We start from the raw sequence: 14192 nt of genomic DNA, 5'->3' as shown, positions 1-14192 counted from the left end.
CTACCTTACAAGGCCCGCCAGGTGCACGAGCGCGCCGACGATCGGCCCGGCGAATAGCGCCACCACCACGGTTGTGGCAACGCCCCACGGCGCGAGGAAGAGCACGGCGAACGCGGTGGCGGTGGCGGCGAGCCAGCCGGCGACGTAGAACCCGTGGCGTTCCAAGGCAAGCACGGCCACGCCGGTGATCATGAGCATGCCCATGAACGCGGAGGCGAAGGTGAGCAGGCCCAGCGTGAGGCCGCCCACGAACAGCTCCGGCTTGTACGCCACCCGCAGGATCCACGGGCCGATCAGCCAGGCCGCCGCGAAGCCGATGAGGCCGACGCCCAAGATCGCGCTGACGGGCGCGGCGAGCGCCCTGTAGATGCTGCCGCGGCGCTCGACGAAGCGCACCACCAGCGCCGATTGGAAGCGCTGCAGCGGCACCAAGACTGGCGCGCGGGTGAGCATGACGGCGTTGTTGACCGCGGCAACGGTCGCGCCCGCGGTTGCGGCGGGGAAGGCGGCGGAGGCGGCGGTGGGAAAGCCCGTGATCAGCGCGGCCGACGCCCCGGAGGCCACCATGGCGGAGCCGACGCGGCGCAGAAACGCCCCGCGGTCCACGTCCAGGTGCACCCGCACCGGGGCGAGCGCCAGGATCACCGCCCAGCTCAGCGCGCCGATGACGGTGATGATCAAAAACTCCACCAGCCCGCCGCCGAGCGCCCACACCACCACGGCCAGCACGAGGCGCACGCCGGAGTCCAGGGCGACCAGCGCGGCGTAGCGGTTCCACAGCCCGGAGCCGCTCAAGACGCCGGAGAGCACCGCCTGGAAGGCGTAGCTGATCAGGCCCAACGCCAACAAGCCCGTGGCCGTGCCGGGGTGGGTGGGCACGATGCGGCCCATGGCGAAAACCCCTGCCAGCAGCACCACCGCCGCGACAACCGCGCCGACCGCAGCGCCGAGCTTCCACGGGTTGGCGCTGCCACGCACGTCCGTTTCGCGGGAGGCTGCCACGGCGCGGGTGGTCTCCTGCGTGATGCCGTCGATGAGCCCGGTGCAGGCGAAAAACAGACCCCAGTAGGCCAAAAAGGAGTTGTAGCCGTGCTCCGCGTCCAGCGCCCAGCTGGCGATCCACATGACCACAAAGCCGCTGGCCGCGGCGAAGATGGTGGCCAGGGAGAGGTTTCTCACGGGCACTCCGGAAGTTCGGGGTGGTTGATCCACGCGTCGATCACGTCGCCGACAGCGATGCCCTGGCGCGCGAACGCGTTGACCAGGTCGAAGGGCTCCACCACACCGTGGGCGCCGCGGGCCACGTAGTCCCGGACCGCAGCGAAAAACGCCGGGTCGCCGGCTTTGCGGCGCAGCGCGTGCAGCGTGATGGCGCCGCGTTTGTACACGCGGTCGTCGAACATGTCGCGCGCGCCCGGGTCGGCCAGGGTAAACCGCATGGGCGTGATGTTGTCGTAGTGGGTGCGCACGGAGGCGTCGATAGGCATCTGCCCCGAAAAGTCCGCCCACAGCCACTCGGAGTAGCAGGCGAAACCCTCGTTGAGCCAGATGTCCTCCCACTGCGCGATGCCCAGCGAGTTGCCGAACCACTGGTGCGCCAGCTCGTGCGCGATGAGGCGCTCGTTGCCTCGCAGGTGGTTCACGCCGAAGATGGACAGCCCCTGGGCCTCGAGCGGGATCTCCAGATCTTCTTCGTGCACAACCACCTGGTAGTTCTCAAACGGGTAGGGCCCGAAGACGGTTTCGAAGTAGTCCAGCATGGCCTGCTGCTTGTCCAAATCGCCCACCTGGGTCGCCGCCGGCAGCCACGCCACCGTGTTGCGCCCTAAATCAACGCGGTGGAACTGGCCCACCTGCACCGTGGCCAGGTAGGTCGCCATCGGGCGGGCGGTGGTGTTGGTCACCGCGACGTACCCGCGGTCCGCGCGCACGTTGAAGGTGTAGGTGGCTTTCTCGTCCGGGGTGTCGTCGCAGGGGAACCAGGACGGCGCGCCGTTGGGCTGGTTGGCGGTCAGTGCGCCGTTGTCCAGCTCCTCCCAACCCAGCATGCCCCAGGCGGTGCGGCGCGGGCGCGGGGAGCCGGCGTAGCGGATGGTCAGCTGCAGCTCAGTGTCCACCGGGATGAACTGGTCGAAGGTGATGCGCAGTTTGCCGCCGTGGTGGCGGTAGCGCTTGACGTCGAAGCCGTTAGACGCCTCCACGCGGCGCACCGACAGGCCCTGGGTGAGGTCGAGGGTGAGGTGGTTCAGCTCGCGCCACGTGTTCAGCGTCAGGGTCGCAGTTGCTTCGAGACGGTTCGGGGCCACCTTGTAGTCGAAATCCAGGTTGTAGTGCGTGACGTGGAAGCCCAGGTTGAACTCCACGCCGGTGTAGCGGTCGCGGGTGCCGGGGATGGGGGTGGAGCGAAGCCTCAGGTTACTCATATCGCCGGGAAGTCTACGCCAGCGGTTGGCCGATCTTGTCGTCGATCCACTGGTAGATCAACGCCTCCACCCGCGACACCTGTGCATTATCCGCGGCGCCGGCGTGCCCGCCTGCGGTGTTCTCGAAATAGTCCACCGGCTGGCCCGCCCGCCACAGGGCGAGCGCGAAGGTGCGGGCGTGGGCGGGGTGGACGCGGTCGTCGCGCGTGGAGGTGGTCACCAGCGCCGGGGGATACGCCACGTCCTCGCGCGGGCGGACGTTGTGCAGCGGCGACCAGGTTGCAATCGCTGCGCGCTCATCGACGTTGTCCGGGTCGCCGTACTCCGCCATCCACGACGCGCCGGCGGACAGGGTGTGGTAGCGCAGCATGTCCGTCAGCGGCACCTGGATCACGGCCGCGCCGAAGCACTCCGGGTACTGCACCAGCGCGCCGGAGGTGAGCAGCCCGCCGTTGGAGCCGCCGCGGATGGCAATCTGCGCAGGTTCGGCGTAGCCGCGGGCGACGACGTCCTCGAGCACCGCCTTGTGGTCCTCCCACACCTTGTGCCGGTTGGTTTTGACCACCTGCGAGTGCCACTCGGGGCCGAACTCGCCGCCGCCGCGCAGGTTGGGCTGGACGTAGAAGTTGCCCTGTTCCAACCATGCGATGCCGCGCACGTTGGAAAACGCGGGCGTGAGCGAGACCTCGAAGCCGCCGTAGCCGCCCACCAGCGTAGGACGTGCACCAAGGGAGAAGTCGCCGGTGATGAAGTACGGCAGCCGGGTGCCATCGGCGGAGGTCACCCAGTGCTGGCGGGTTTCCAGCCCTGCCGTGTCGAAGTGGGCAGGCGCGCGCTTGGCCTCGGTGAGTGCGCCGGAGGCGTCGCCGCGCAGAAGCGTTGTCGGCGTGGTGAAGGAGGACGCGGCGACCCAGAACTCGTCGCCGGCCAGCGGGCTGGAGGCAACGACGTGCGCGCTCGCGGCCTCCGGCAGCGCGAGCTCGGTGCGCTCCCAGGTGCCCAGCGCGATGCGGGAGATGCTGGTGGCCACGTCCACCAGGCAGGTCAAAAGCAGCGCGTTTTCAGTGAACGCGATCGCTTCCACGGTCGCGTCCTGCTCCAGCACGGCGAACTCTCGGCCGCCCTGCTGGAACGCTTCGAGCTCGATCACGCCGAGCGCGCCCGCGGGCACGCCCGCGAACTCGGTGCGCGGCTGGATGAACAGCCACTTGCGGTGGGGGATGGCGTCGCAGTCGTCCGGCACGTCCAAAAACTCGCCGTCGACCCACGTGCGCGAGGTGTAAAAATCGAGCGCCCGCGTGACGACGGTCCTCCGGTCCACCACGTCAAACCCCGACCACACGCCAACGTCGTCGGGTTCGCCGGTGAAGGTGACGGTCTTGCCGCCGTCGCGGGTCCAGCGCGCCACCTGCATGGGGTAGCCGGAGTTGGTCACCGTGCCCGGTCCCTCGTCGGTGCCCACCAGGATGGTGTCGCGGTCCACCCAGTCGACGGAGGATTTCGCCTCGTCGACGGTGAAACCACCGTCGGCCGCGCCGACGAAGGCACGGTGTTCAAGGTCGAATTCGCGCACTACCACCGCGTCCGCGCCGCCTCGCGACAGGCGGATCAGCGCCCGGTCCCAGCTCACAGGCAGCACGGTGGCGCCCTTGTACACCCAGTCCTCGCCTTCTTCCTCGGCGAGCGTGTCGACGTCGAGGAGGACCTCCCAGTCGGGTTGCTCCTCCCCGAGGAACGAGGCGAGGGTCGTGCGCCGCCAGAGTCCGCGCTGGTGGTCCCCCTCGCGCCAGAAGTTGTACAGGTACTCGCCGCGCCGGGTGACAAACGGGATCCGGTCGTCCGAATCCAACGCGGCGCGGATCCGCTCGCGCAGCGCGGACGAATCGAGCCGCGCTTCTGTCGCGTCGGACCACTCCCGGGCCCATTCGAGGGCGGGGGCGGCCGTGAGGTCGTCGAGAAGCTTGGGCTCGATGTCGCGCACGCTAGACCCCCAGGGCAGGCTTGATGGTGGTGTGCCAGGCGCGGTCCATGTCCTCGGTCCAGTACGGCCACGAGTGGGTGCCCACGTTGCGCAGCTCGAAGTGCGCCGGGATGCCCAGGCCGTCCAGCTTGGCCTTCAGGTCGTGGGTGCACTTGTTCACCGCGGCCTCAATCACGCCGCCTTCGACCTGCAGCACGGCTGCACCGGCCTGCGCCGCCGGCATCGGGGCGCCCTTGCCCAGCAGGTAGCTGACCTGGTCCGGGTGCCCCGCAAGGCCCGAGCCGGAGGAGATGTACAGGCGGGTGCCGCGCAGCTTCTCCGCGCCCAGAAGCGCGTCGTTGTAGCGGTTGTACGGCCCGTTCATCGGACCCCACATCATCTCCGGGGTGACCGTCTGGAAGTTCGGGGTGCCCGCGCGGTTGACGGTCAAGCGCGCGAAGTTGTAGCCGTGCGGCGAGGACGTGGACGCGCAGCCGGAAAACGCCGCCGCGGCCTGGTACATCCCCGGGTTGTGCTGCGCGAACAGCAGGGCAGAGGTGGCGGACATGGACACACCCGTCACGGCGCGGCGGCCGTTGGCACCCACCACGCGCTCGATCGGGCCGGGCAGCTCCTTGGTCAAAAACGTCTCCCACTTCTGCGGGCCGTTGACGTAGTCGGAAGCGACGTCGTCTTTCACCCAGTCCGTGTAGTAGGAAAACGCGCCAGCCTGCGGCACCACCACGTTCACGCCCTTGCCGGCGAAGTAGTCCTTCACCGGGTAGAGCTTCAGCCAGTCCTGGTTCTGCTCCGCGCCGCCGGCGCCGTTGAGCAGATACAGCGTCGGCGCGTTGCGCACGCGGTTGCCGGCGGCGTCGGTGGCCGGGACGACCGCGACCGGGATGTCGCGGCGCATGGAGGGGGAGTACACGTTGTAGGACAGCACCGTCTTGTGGTCCACCTGGTTGACCCACTCCTGCGCCTGGCCGGTGCGGGTGATCAGCGGCGGGTTCGTTCGCGCGTCCCACGCCTTCACAATTCCCTCCTGGCCGGCCGGCTGGGCGGACACCGCCGGAGCGCCGGAGCATGCGAGGGAGACTGCCGTGAGGGCGGCAAGCGCCGCCGCCTTGATCTTCTTCATCTGTGTATCCAGTCCTGGGGGAGGGGGTTAAACTGACAGGCAATTATTGCGCCATTCTATGGGACATTCGTTACTGTAGTGGCCAGCGTTACGCGTGTGGTGTGTTGCGCCCCGCCCTGAAACCCCGAAAGGACCCCAACATGAACCCCATCGAAACTTTCCAGGTGCAGATCAACCAGATTCTCGGCGAGCTCGTGCACGCAGGCTCGTCCATGTCCTCCACCATCGCCTACGGCATGGGCATGTTCTAAAACGCGCTATCGCGCGCAAACCGAAAACGGCGCCTCCCGGCTCGAAGCGGGGAGGCGCCGTTAGGCGTGGAAAGCAAGTGCCTACTGCTCCAGGCCGAGCGCCTTCTTGAACACCTTCTCGTAGGAAAGCTTCACGTCGTCGCGCCAGGACGCCCAGCTGTGGGTGCCCACATTGCGCAGCTCAGCGTGGGTGACCTCCACGTCGTTGGCGCGCATCTTCACCATCAGATCGTGGGTGCAGGCGTTCATCGCCGCCTCGATCACGCCGCCTTCAACCTGCAGCGTCATCGCATTCGACAGCGCACGGGCCGAAGCCGCATCCGGGTCCACGCCGTACGTATTGATCAGGCGGTCCTTCAGATAGCCCGGTGTATCGCTCTCGCCCGCCAGGCCGGTGCCGGTGGACAGGTATACCGCGGTGCCCTTCAGATCCGCCGCGTTGACCAGTGCGTCGTAGTGGCGGTTGTAGTCCGAGCCGCGCTCGCCGAAGATGTACTCCGGCGCCATCACATTCGGCGCGCCGCGGCTGACGGTCAGGTCCAGGTACTGCCACGGAAGCGGCGTCGAGGTCGCCGCGCAACCGGAGAAGGAACCGACGGCGTCGTAGAAGCCAGGGTTGTGCTCCGCCAAAAGCAGCACGGAGGTCGCGGCCATGGACAGGCCGGCAGCCGCGCGGTGCTCCTGGTCGGCGTTCATGTACGGCTCAACCGCCTGCGGCAGTTCATCCGCCAGGAAGGTCGACCACATCTGCTTGCCGTGGTAGAAGGGGTTCGTGTCCGTGTCCACCGGCGGCTCGGCCGCCCAGTCCACGTAGTAGGAGAATGCGCCTTCCATCGGGATGACCACGTTCGCGCCGGAGTCCTTGTACGTCTTCTCCAGCTCGTCGTAGGCCTGCGCGACCCAGTCGGTGTCCTGTTCGGAGCCGCCGGCGCCGTTGAGCAGGTAGACGGTCGGGGCGTTCTCCTTGCGCTCGCCGTTTTCGTCGGTGGCGTAGAAGATCGCCACCGGGATGTCGCGCTCCATGGACTCGGAGTACACGCGGATCGCCTCGTTGTCCCAGGTGCCGCGGCTGCCTGCGAGGATGCGCACCCACCTCTGGTCCTTGCCGTTGTAGGTCTTCGGGGCCTCACCCAGTGGCTTGATGTTCGGGTGCTCGTCCGTCGGCTCCGCCTCTGCGGTGGTGGCCGCGGTCGAGCTCAAGCTTGTCGACGGCGTCTCCGGCACCACCGTCGTCTCCACAACCTTCGGCTTCTCCTGGGGCGACGTCGGCGTGCTCGTGGCCGGACTCGTGGTCGCGCTGGTTGTCGTGGTCGGGCTCGTGGTCGAGCTCGCGGTGGTGCTGGAAGTCGGGGTCTCAAGCGAGGTCTGCACCGTCGTCGCCGCCGGGGACAGGGTGGTGACCGGCTTCTCGGCGCCGCCCTCCGCGAAGTGCTGGACCGCGGGCACGGAGCCCGCGGCGATAAGGGCGGCGGCGCCCAGGGCTACCGCCGTGCGAGTGAACTTCACAGTGAATCGCTCACTTTCATTCAAAAAACAAACAAGATGCTTCGCAACATTTTGCCAGACGGGCACGTACGATATGCAGCGTGAGTAAAGAACATTTTGACGTTGTTGTCCTCGGCGCTGGCCCCGGTGGCTACGTCGCCGCCATCCGTGCAGCTCAGCTGGGTAAAAAAGTAGCTGTTATTGAGAAGCAGTACTGGGGCGGTGTCTGCCTCAACGTGGGCTGCATCCCCTCCAAGGCCCTGATCAAGAACGCTGAAGTGGCTGAGATCTTCAACCACGATGCGAAAACCTTCGGCATCAAGGGCGACGTGGAGTTCGACTACACCGACGCCCAAAAGCGCTCCCGCAAGGTCTCCGAGAAGATCGTCGGCGGCGTGCACTACCTGATGAAGAAGAACAAGATCCAGGAGATCAACGGCCTGGGCTCGTTCAAGGACGCGAACACCATCGAGATCACCGACGGCGACGACAAGGGTATGACCGTCACCTTCGATGACTGCATCATCGCCACCGGCGCTGTGGTGCGTACCCTGCCGGGCATCGAGCTGTCCGAGAACGTGGTCTCCTACGAGGAGCAGATCCTCAACCCGGAGGCTCCGGAAAAGATGGTCATCGTCGGTGCAGGCGCGATCGGCATGGAGTTCGCCTACGTGCTGTCCAACTACGGCGTGGATGTCACCGTCATCGAGTACCAGGACCGCGTCTTGCCCAACGAGGACAAGGACGTGTCCAAGGAGATCGCGAAGGCCTACAAGAAGCTCGGCGTGAAGCTGCTGACCGGCCACGCCACCACCGAGGTGCGCGACAACGGCGATTCCGTCGAGGTGGACGTGAAGAAGAACGGCTCCGACGACGTGGAGACGCTCACCGCGGACCGCGTGATGATCTCCGTCGGCTTCGCCCCGCGCACCGAGGGCTACGGCCTGGAGAACACGGGCGTCGAGCTCACCGAGCGTGGCGCGATTGCTATCGACGAGCGCATGCGCACCAACGTCGACAACATCTACGCCATCGGCGACGTCACCGCGAAGCTGCAGCTCGCCCACGTCGCTGAGGCGCAGGGCATCATCGCTGCCGAGACCATCGCGGACGCGGAGACCCTCGAGATCGAGGACTACATGATGACCCCGCGCGCCACCTTCTGTAACCCGCAAGTCGCCTCCATGGGCTACACCGAGGAGCAGGCGAAGGAGAAGTGGCCGGACCGCGACATCAAGGTTGCCACCTTCCCGTTCTCCGCAAACGGCAAGGCAGTGGGCTTGGCGGAGACCGCTGGCTTTGGCAAGCTCGTCGCGGACGCCGAGTTCGGCGAGATCTTGGGCTGCCACCTCGTCGGCGCAAACGTCTCCGAGCTCATACCGGAGGTCGTCCTCGCGCAGCGCTTCGACCTCACCGCAGGCGAGATCGCGCGCTCCATCCACATCCACCCGACTCTGCCGGAGGTGATCAAGGAGATCGCGCACGGCATCGAAGGCCACATGATCAACCTGTAAGCCTTCGCTTTACGACGCACCAAAGGCGGGCCCCGCTTTCTGGCAGGGCCCGCCTTTTTGCGTGCCGTGGCAGCCGCCCGCGCGAATCCGTGGATCGTCTAGCGGCGCGCGCGACCCTGCTAGACGATCAGCAATCCCCGATTGTATTTCCCCAGGTCGTAATGAAGCTGATGTTCATTACCAGCGTGACCGTCTAGCAGCGCTTCGACACCGCTAGACGAACACGGCAGGGCCGGAGTGGGACCAACCCTGGCGGCGAGGGTGGCACGGCTGGGCTGCTTCAGTGGCAGATCTGCTAGTTCCCCGCCCCGTCTTCCTCCGGGCAACTAGCAGATCAGGCTCATAGTGAAAGTCGTTGCCGATATCAACTGCGGAAACGAAAAGTTGGACAGTTGATCTGCTAGTTCGCGATTTTGGGGAACTAGCAGATCAGGCCGGGGTTCTGGGGCGGGCGGGGGCGGGCAGTCTCGGGCGGGGCGGGGGCGTCGCGGGCATGCGAAAGGCGGCCGGCCGGGCGCTGGGTCCGGCGGGCCGCCTTTGGTGACGTCGAGAAGCGAAGGCTTATGCGCCTGCGACTGCCTCTGCGAGGGAGTCGAGGGACTTGGCCAGGAAGTCGTCGTCGAACTTCTCGGTCATGGCGAGGAGGTTCTCCTCCAGCTCATCGCGCTGGTAGGTGAGGGTGACGCTGGTGTTGTCAGCGTCGATCGGCTCGAGCTCGTAGAGCCACTTCGCGCCGACCTTCACCTCTGCGGTGGTGTTCTCCACGTTCTTCCAGCCGATGATGCGGTCGTCCTGGATGGCGAAGACCTCGTTGACGGTCTGGTAGTCGCCGTCCTCCTTGGTCATGTTCATGGTGAAGGTGTCGCCGACGTTCTTCAGGCGCTCGCCCTGGTCCGCGGAGACGACCATGCCGGAGTTGTCCGTCTCGGCGTGGCGCTCGGGGTTGGAGAGGATGTCGAAAATCTCGGCTGCGGGAGCGTCGATCTGGCGGGTTGCTTTGTTTTCAGTGTTCTTGTCGATAGCCATGGCAGCCAGGGTACCGATTTTCGGCTCATAGGGTCGCGCTGGAAGTAAGGGTGAACTAACCAACCAATGATTGACACTTAAAGGGGTGGAGAATGTGGGGTCTAAGGTGGATCGGCAATGCGGTGACGAAGGTCACATTCAATGTGGTGCGCTGGATGAAGGGCTCAAGTGGGGGTTGAGGCTAGGGGGTGTCTCGGGCAACCTGGCAATCCGGTGTGTATGAGCGGGGGCTATCTCTTAGAGTATTAGCGACACTGGAGGTGCCATGACTGTACAAAACGCAGACCGTGAAGCCATTCGTCACGGAAAAATTACTGAGAAGCCGCTGCGCGAGCGGCCGTCCTACCCCACGTGGGCCGTCAAGCTGACCATGGCGATCACTGGCCTGATCTTCGGCCTGTTCGTCCTCGGCCACATGGTGGGCAACCTGAAGATCTTCATGCCGCTGAACGCCGACGGCTCCGCGCCGATCGACGACTACGGCGAGTTCCTGCGCACGATCGGCGAGCCGCTGTTCCCACGCGAGGGCTTCCTGTGGATTCTCCGCATCATCCTGCTGGCCTGCCTGGTGCTGCACGTGTGGGGCGCATTCACCCTGCGCGCCCGCTCCAACGCGTCCCGCGGCCGCTTCAAGCGCACCAACCTGATGGGCGGGTGGCAGTCCACCGCCACGAAGTCGATGATCTGGACCGGCATCATCCTGCTGCTGTTCATCATCTTCCACCTGCTGGACCTGACTCTCGGCCAGGCTGTCGCCTCCGACGAGTTCGTCCAGGGTGCGGTGCGCAACAACCTGCTCGCCACCTTTGCCCCGGGCCGCTGGTGGGTCACGCTGGTGTACGTGGTTGCCAACCTGGCGCTGCTGCTGCACCTGACGCACGGTATCTACCTTGCGGTGTCCGACCTCGGTTGGCTGGGCAAGCGCGGCGAGGGCCTGATGGTCATCCTCGCGTACATCCTCCCGTTCATCGTTGTCGCAGGCAACGTTGTCATGCCGCTCGCCATCGCGTTCGGCTGGGTCCCGGATTTTTCCAGGTAACGGCTTTTTAGGAGAACAACTATGACTACCTCTATTTCCGGTCTTTCCGGGGCCCAGGGTTCCAACGGCGGGGAGCAGACCTCCGCTGAGGCACAGGGCCAGCAGAGCACCGGCGGCTTCCGCCAGCCCGAGTCTGCAGCTGCAGGCGTGACCCCGGGCAACGTCCTCGAGTCCAACGAGCCGAACCGCGACGAGGTTCGCATGAAGGACATGTGGCAGCACCAGAAGGACCACATGAACCTGGTCTCGCCGCTGAACCGCCGCAAGTTCACCGTCCTGGTGGTCGGCACCGGCCTCTCCGGCGGCGCCGCGGCCGCGGCACTGGGCGAGCTCGGCTACAACGTCAAGGCCTTTACCTACCACGACGCCCCGCGCCGTGCGCACTCCATTGCGGCCCAGGGCGGCGTGAACTCCGCCCGCGGCAAGAAGGTGGACAACGACGGCGCCTACCGCCACACCAAGGACACCGTCAAGGGCGGCGACTACCGCTGCCGCGAGTCCGACTGCTGGCGCCTGGCCGTCGAGTCTGTCCGCGTGATCGACCACATGAACGCCATCGGCGCTCCGTTCGCCCGCGAGTACGGCGGCACCCTGGCCACCCGCTCCTTCGGCGGCGTGCAGGTCTCCCGCACCTACTACACCCGCGGCCAAACAGGCCAGCAGCTGCAGCTGTCCACCGCGTCTTCGCTGCAGCGTCAGATCCACCTGGGCAACGTGGAGATCTTCACCCACCACGACCTGATGGACCTGATCATCACCGAGAAGGACGGCAAGAAGCACTGCGAGGGCATTGTCACTCGCAACCTGATCAACGGTGAGATCGCGCCGTTCACCGGCCACGCTGTCATCCTCGCCACCGGCGGTTACGGCAACGTGTACCACAAGACCACGCTGGCGAAGAACTCCAACTCTTCCGCCATGATGCGCGCGTACGAGCGTGGCGCGTACCTCGCGTCCCCGTGCTTTGTGCAGTTCCACCCGACCGGCCTGCCGGTCAACGCGAAGTGGCAGGCGAAGACGACGCTGATGTCGGAGTCCCTGCGTAACGACGGCCGCATCTGGACCCCGAAGGAAAAGGGTGACGACCGCGACCCGAACACCATCCCGGAGGAGGAGCGCGACTACTTCCTGGAGCGCCGCTACCCGGCCTTCGGCAACCTCGTGCCTCGCGACGTGGCTTCGCGCGCGATCTCCCAGCAGCTCAACGCCGGTTTCGGCGTGGGCCCGCTGCACAACTCCGCGTACCTGGACTTCAAGGATGCCATCGAGCGCCTCGGCGAGGACACCATCCGCGAGCGCTACTCCAACCTGTTCGAGATGTACGAGGACTCCACCGGCGAGGACCCGTACAAGGCTCCGATGCGCATCGCCCCGACCGTCCACTTCACCATGGGCGGCCTGTGGACGGACTTCAACGAGATGACCTCCATCGACGGCCTGTTCGCCGCCGGCGAGTGCTCCTGGACCTACCACGGCGCGAACCGCCTGGGCGCGAACTCGCTGCTGTCCGCTTCTGTGGACGGCTGGTTCACCCTGCCGTTCACGGTGCCGAACTACCTGGCCGACCACCTCGGCGAGGAGAAGCTGGCCGAGGATTCCCGCGAAGCCCAGGACGTGGTGGCTGACGTCACCGAGCGCATCGAGCGCATCATGTCCATCCGCGGCCCGGAGCCGCACGGCCCGGAGCACTTCCACGAGCAGCTCGGCGACATCCTCTACGAGCACTGCGGCGTGTCCCGCACGGTGGAGGGCCTGCAGGAGGGCATCCGCAAGATCCGCGCCCTGCGCGAGGACTTCTGGACCAACATCTCCATCCCGGGTTCCCCGAACGACATGAACCAGACGCTGGAGGCTGCACTGCGCCTCGTCGACTACATCAACCTCGGCGAGCTCATGTGCATCGACGCCCTGGACCGCGACGAGTCCTGCGGTGCGCACTACCGTATGGACCACCTCACCGATGACGGCGAGGCAGAGCGTGACGACGACAACTGGTGCTTCGTGTCGGCCTGGGAGCCGGCCGGAGAAGGCCAGTTCATCCGCCACGCAGAACCCCTGCACTTTGATTCGATCCCGCTGATGGCAAGGAACTACAAGTAATGAAACTGACACTTGAAATCTGGCGCCAGGCTGGTCCTGACACCGAGGGCAGCTTCGAGACCGTTCAGGTCGATGACGCTGTGGAGCAGATGTCCATCCTGGAGCTGCTCGACCACGTGAACGAGACCTACGTCGAGCAGGGCAAGGAGCCGTTCGTCTTCGCCTCCGACTGCCGCGAGGGCATCTGCGGCACCTGCGGCCTGCTGGTCAACGGTCGCCCGCACGGCGCAGGCCAGAACACCACTGCCTGCCTGCAGCGCCTGTTCAACTACAAGGACGGCGACACCCTGAAGATCGAGCCGTTCCGCTCCGGCGCGTTCCCGGTGATCAAGGACCTCGCCGTGGACCGCTCCGCGCTGGACCGCGTGATGGAGCAGGGCGGCTACGTCTCCGTCAACGCCGGCACTGCACCGGACGCTGACACCCTGCTGGTCAACCACCACGACGCGGAGACCGCGCTCGACTACGCGGCCTGCATCGGCTGCGGCGCGTGCGTGGCTGCGTGCCCGAACGGCGCTGCGCACCTGTTCACCGGCGCGAAGCTGAAGCACCTGAAGCTGCTGCCGCTGGGTAAGCAGGAGCGTTCCCGCCGCGCCCGCAAGATGGTCGACGAGCTGGAGACCAACTTCGGCCACTGCTCGCTGTACGGCGAGTGCGCCGACGTGTGCCCGGCTGGTATCCCGCTGGATGCGGTCGGCGCAATCAATGCCGAGCGCGCCCGCGCCGCCTTCAAGGGCGGCGACGACTAGGGACGACCACGCGTCCTGTCGTATACTCGAACCATCGCAGCAGCTCACGCTGAAGTCACACCGAAGCTGAAGAAGGAAACAAGAACAATGGGTTCCACCGCAGTTGCAGATATCCGCAACGAGTCCTACCCGGAGTACGTCGGCCGCATCGATGACACCTACATCGACGGCTACGACCCGGTGTCGCTGAGTGCTCCGCACTCTTCCCTGACCCGGAACTCCACCTGGGTTGCAATGGGCCTGATCCTGTCCACCCTCTTCGGCATCGGTCTGGCCGTGTGGGGTGCCGGCGCGATGGTCTACGGTTTCGGCTCCCAGACCCACGACCTGGCCCAGCGCCTGCTGATCCTCGGCATCGTCGAGGCAGTGGTCACCGCCATCCTCGGCGCCATCCTGATCGTCGTGGGCCGCAAGGACTACAAGGCCTACCGCAAGCGCACCGGCCGCGTGAACTAGCCGCGTAGCGCTTCCCGCAAAATGCCCTCTCCACCTGCGGAGGGGGCA

11 protein-coding genes are annotated in these 14192 nt (G+C 66.1%); 5 read left to right on the top strand and 6 right to left on the bottom strand.

The annotated features are described in order from the left end of the window. The 5 genes from ACF3NP_RS09190 to ACF3NP_RS09170 all read right to left on the bottom strand — a co-directional run bounded on the left by ACF3NP_RS09190 (position 1) and on the right by ACF3NP_RS09170 (position 7281). Positions 1 to 1179 carry a hypothetical protein gene (locus ACF3NP_RS09190; RefSeq protein WP_181890080.1) on the bottom strand — a complete coding sequence of 393 codons (1179 nt, stop codon included), beginning with the start codon at positions 1177 to 1179 and terminating at the stop codon, positions 1 to 3. Beyond that, complete coding sequence (locus ACF3NP_RS09185; protein WP_181890079.1) at positions 1176 to 2423, bottom strand: M1 family metallopeptidase; 1248 nt, start codon at positions 2421 to 2423, stop codon at positions 1176 to 1178. Before ACF3NP_RS09185 ends, ACF3NP_RS09190 begins: the two co-directional genes overlap by 4 nt. Positions 2424 to 2436: 13 nt before the next feature. Then, the gene (locus ACF3NP_RS09180; protein ID WP_181890078.1) at positions 2437 to 4404 is read right to left on the bottom strand and encodes a prolyl oligopeptidase family serine peptidase; all 1968 of its coding nucleotides are present in this window, start codon (positions 4402 to 4404) and stop codon (positions 2437 to 2439) included. Between the two features lies 1 nt (position 4405). After that, entirely contained in the window at positions 4406 to 5524 is a 1119-nt protein-coding gene (locus tag ACF3NP_RS09175; protein WP_181890077.1) for an alpha/beta hydrolase, read from the bottom strand. A gap of 332 nt (positions 5525 to 5856) precedes the next feature. Continuing rightward, positions 5857 to 7281 carry an alpha/beta hydrolase gene (locus tag ACF3NP_RS09170; protein WP_269952130.1) on the bottom strand — a complete coding sequence of 475 codons (1425 nt, stop codon included), beginning with the start codon at positions 7279 to 7281 and terminating at the stop codon, positions 5857 to 5859. 80 nt (positions 7282 to 7361) lie between these two features. On the opposite strand from ACF3NP_RS09170, the gene lpdA reads away from it, so the two are divergent. Next, positions 7362 to 8774, top strand: a complete 1413-nt coding sequence (gene lpdA, locus ACF3NP_RS09165) for a dihydrolipoyl dehydrogenase (protein ID WP_181890076.1) — start codon at positions 7362 to 7364, stop codon at positions 8772 to 8774. A 561-nt stretch (positions 8775 to 9335) separates the two neighbouring features. Here the strand turns inward: lpdA and ACF3NP_RS09160 are convergent. Continuing rightward, positions 9336 to 9800 (bottom strand): SRPBCC family protein, encoded by a 465-nt coding sequence (locus ACF3NP_RS09160; RefSeq protein ID WP_181889682.1) that lies wholly within the window; start codon positions 9798 to 9800, stop codon positions 9336 to 9338. Positions 9801 to 10065: 265 nt separating this feature from the next. Here ACF3NP_RS09160 and ACF3NP_RS09155 point away from each other — a divergent pair, with 265 nt between their 5' ends. From ACF3NP_RS09155 to ACF3NP_RS09140, 4 genes are all read left to right on the top strand, one after another. Further along, positions 10066 to 10839 (top strand): succinate dehydrogenase cytochrome b subunit, encoded by a 774-nt coding sequence (locus ACF3NP_RS09155; RefSeq protein ID WP_181889683.1) that lies wholly within the window; start codon positions 10066 to 10068, stop codon positions 10837 to 10839. Positions 10840 to 10860: 21 nt separating this feature from the next. Beyond that, a complete protein-coding gene (locus ACF3NP_RS09150) occupies positions 10861 to 12939 on the top strand; it encodes a fumarate reductase/succinate dehydrogenase flavoprotein subunit (protein WP_392398637.1) in 2079 nt (692 codons plus the stop codon). Beyond that, the gene (locus ACF3NP_RS09145) at positions 12939 to 13688 is read left to right on the top strand and encodes a succinate dehydrogenase/fumarate reductase iron-sulfur subunit (protein ID WP_181889685.1); all 750 of its coding nucleotides are present in this window, start codon (positions 12939 to 12941) and stop codon (positions 13686 to 13688) included. The genes ACF3NP_RS09150 and ACF3NP_RS09145 overlap by 1 nt, the downstream gene beginning before the upstream one ends. A gap of 87 nt (positions 13689 to 13775) precedes the next feature. Further along, positions 13776 to 14144, top strand: coding sequence for a hypothetical protein (locus ACF3NP_RS09140; RefSeq protein WP_181889686.1), 369 nt, complete (start codon positions 13776 to 13778; stop codon positions 14142 to 14144). Positions 14145 to 14192 lie beyond the last annotated feature (48 nt).

This window comes from Corynebacterium lehmanniae (assembly GCF_043161975.1).
In the GTDB taxonomy this organism is placed as follows: Bacteria; Actinomycetota; Actinomycetes; order Mycobacteriales; family Mycobacteriaceae; genus Corynebacterium; species Corynebacterium lehmanniae.
This window is presented reverse-complemented; position numbering and strand designations above follow the sequence as displayed.

Bases quoted from the DNA above. Each gene is read 5' to 3' on its own strand.
- ACF3NP_RS09185 (WP_181890079.1), bottom strand. From the start codon at position 2,423: ATGAGTAACCTGAGGCTTCGCTCCACCCCCATCCCCGGCACCCGCGAC.
- ACF3NP_RS09175 (WP_181890077.1), bottom strand. From the start codon at position 5,524: ATGAAGAAGATCAAGGCGGCGGCGCTTGCCGCCCTCACGGCAGTCTCC.
- ACF3NP_RS09160 (WP_181889682.1), bottom strand. From the start codon at position 9,800: ATGGCTATCGACAAGAACACTGAAAACAAAGCAACCCGCCAGATCGAC.
- ACF3NP_RS09155 (WP_181889683.1), top strand. From the start codon at position 10,066: ATGACTGTACAAAACGCAGACCGTGAAGCCATTCGTCACGGAAAAATT.
- ACF3NP_RS09150 (WP_392398637.1), top strand. From the start codon at position 10,861: ATGACTACCTCTATTTCCGGTCTTTCCGGGGCCCAGGGTTCCAACGGC.
- ACF3NP_RS09145 (WP_181889685.1), top strand. From the start codon at position 12,939: ATGAAACTGACACTTGAAATCTGGCGCCAGGCTGGTCCTGACACCGAG.
- ACF3NP_RS09140 (WP_181889686.1), top strand. From the start codon at position 13,776: ATGGGTTCCACCGCAGTTGCAGATATCCGCAACGAGTCCTACCCGGAG.